The organism is Candidatus Symbiopectobacterium sp., from assembly GCF_020054415.1.
In the GTDB taxonomy this organism is placed as follows: Bacteria; Pseudomonadota; Gammaproteobacteria; order Enterobacterales; family Enterobacteriaceae; genus Symbiopectobacterium.
The window spans coordinates 1-2,498 of sequence record NZ_JAHWCO010000524.1 but is presented as its reverse complement, the minus strand read 5'-3'; the positions used below and the strand labels follow the sequence as shown (position 1 = coordinate 2,498).

The 2,498-nt window shown below is 48.3% G+C and carries 3 protein-coding genes and 1 pseudogene; 2 read left to right on the top strand and 2 right to left on the bottom strand.

The window, feature by feature from the left end:
* Positions 1-112 precede the first annotated feature (112 nt).
* Positions 113-256: a hypothetical protein gene (locus tag QZ506_RS15225; protein WP_291972176.1), complete on the bottom strand. Its 144-nt coding sequence runs from the start codon at positions 254-256 to the stop codon at positions 113-115.
* 341 nt (positions 257-597) lie between these two features.
* A complete protein-coding gene (locus QZ506_RS15220; RefSeq protein ID WP_291972174.1) occupies positions 598-1,230 on the bottom strand; it encodes a S24 family peptidase in 633 nt (210 codons plus the stop codon).
* A 143-nt stretch (positions 1,231-1,373) separates the two neighbouring features.
* On the opposite strand from QZ506_RS15220, the gene QZ506_RS15215 reads away from it, so the two are divergent.
* Positions 1,374-1,631, top strand: coding sequence for a helix-turn-helix transcriptional regulator (locus QZ506_RS15215; RefSeq protein ID WP_291972172.1), 258 nt, complete (start codon positions 1,374-1,376; stop codon positions 1,629-1,631).
* A 3-nt stretch (positions 1,632-1,634) separates the two neighbouring features.
* Positions 1,635-2,498: pseudogene (locus QZ506_RS15210) on the top strand (ATPase); the annotation flags it as partial.

Here is a 2,498-nt window from a genome sequence, read left to right as displayed (position 1 = left end):
GGTTGTGGTGGAGCAGGGGGAGTAAAGACGTTACCGCTCTGCATTGCTGCGATTAGCTGGCGCATTACCTCGGTATTTTCTTTAATGACTAATTCAAGGCTCATGGGGTACCTCAGGTATAAAGAATGATCGGGAAGTGGGTATTGGGGTTTTGTTCCAGTTCATCGCGCTTACGTAACCAGCGCAGGCGGCGAACGGTGTTATTGACTGGCGCAGTGGCCATCGGGGCGGTTTTAACTTTTTCCTGTTGTTGCATCGTGGTCCTCCTCAGCGAACTTAATAAAGCGCCCGCGACCAGGGCCGACGCTTGATAAATTCACATTTGCTTGGGGGACATGCAGCAAAAAGCATGTCCCTCATCACGTTCCTGTCTCGCATTCCGGTTTCAACGGGTTAGCCAAGACATTCAGCGGGCCACTGAATTGCGGGGGGTGACTGCCCTGTCCAGATTGTTAAAGAGCTGTAATACATTTTGTTTTAAAAAAGAGTACAAATATCAGTTTATCTTGTCAATACGAAATGTAATTTATCTTGAAGGGGGCAAAAAAAAGCCCACACATGTGGGCTGGTATACCGATGCTATTTTATTCAATGTGTCTAGTCAGGTATCGTTTCTACGTATCTAGATGATTTTACAATAGCGGCTACAAAGTAAATGATATCAATGTCTTTTTCATCAATAGTTAGTGGTGGGTGCTGTTGGTTTACACTGAGCAATTGGTAGGAACCCTCTCTGTGATAACCTAGTCTTTTGATCATATTTCTACCGGCGGTTGTACGAACAAATACATCATCTCCAGCGCATACAGCAGAGTCGGGCTCGACGACAACGAACTCCCCTGATGTTATTCGAGGAAACATACTATCGCCCTTTACCCTAACGGAAAAAGCTCTTGGGTCCGGACTAAATATTTGCAGATAGCCGGCGAGATTTTCTTGCATGTCAAACTCACCGTCAACTCCCATAACGGCCTCACCGAGCACCGGGACTGACCCTTCCTTTAGCATACCTACGAATTCTATTTCATCCCGCTTAGTTTCCTGTACGGTTGCATCTGAATGCAAAGTAAGTTCGCGTATGCTAAGTATCTCCATGATTTTAGCTATATCTTCGATACAGGGCTCTCTTCTTCCATTAAGCCAGTGAGCGATTGCTCCCTGAGTTTTTCCCAGCATCTCTCCCAATCTTTCCTGAGAAAGACCCTTTTCTTTCATTTTGGCTTTAGCCAAGACATTCCACGTTCGCTTCATGTTATTAGTATTACACTCAGTAATTTTAAATGAAGGGACAATATGTAATATCCGTTTGCGATTTAAAATTACGTAATGTATTTTTGTGGTGTTCTGATCTCTCGAATCACAGGATGTTTACGATGAACAACATAAAAAGCCTTAGAAAACAATCAGGAATGTCCCAATTAGAGCTTGCCAAGGCTTTAGGACTGTCTCAAGGCGCTATTGCGCACTATGAAAAAGGTATACGCAGACTTAATGTAGATAATGCAAAAAGAATTTTAGCTGAGTTTAATAGTAGGGGGACGTACTGCACTTTTGAGGATGTATTTGCTTCTGGTGCACATAATCCCCTTCACCAATCCCCCTCAGCCTTCTCCACCCCCAAGGCCAAATAACCCATGCCTATACGGTATTCAACAGGGCTGCACGCCAGAGACGCCAAACCAAAGCCTGCTGTATGTGAAAACTTCTCGCGTTTTAGTGACACCCTGGAAGATCTCCGCCGGGCCATCGGCATCACGCGAGAAGACACCCGGGCGCAGATGTACGCCAAAAAAGCACGCCTGCCCTATATCTGGCATTCGATGAAGGATGTTGCTGTTGGTCGTTATGCGCTCAATGCTGGTGATCGCGATGTGCTGTTCCTTGATATGGACGGCTGCGATGAAGAAGCATGGCGGGCGTTGCGCGATGCACTGGCCTGCTTCTCATGCTTCACTTACTCAACGCCCAGCCATCTGCACCCGACGGTTAACGGCGAACAGCGCTGGCGTATCTGCATGGAGCTGGACCGTCCTGTTACGCCAGAAGAATATAAACGTCTCGGCCCAGCTGCAGAAAACTGGCTGATGGACTGTATCAATCTGCTGGATGACTACCCTGTCCGCTGGGACCGTTCCGTCTATAACCCTGACCATATGCTCTACGGACCCGACGAGAACGCGATATTCGAACGTTTCAGCGGCGCGCCTGTTACCGTCGATATCCTGCTGGCAAGGGCGGGTGATTTACCGATCCGCCCCGTATCCGACCACTCTGGCGATGACTTATCGCGTCTCGTCGATCTGAATAACGTTACCCAACAGACCGTTGACGACCTGCGTTCGGCAATGTGGCATCCTTCCGTGCTGGCCGATGCACAACCCAAATGTGGCAGACATAACGCCTGGGCGTCAATGGGCTGTCGTCTCGCGTGGTTTATCGGGACCGAATTTGAAAACCAGGCCAGAGAGCTGTGGCTGGAATGGTCTGTTGCGGGTGGC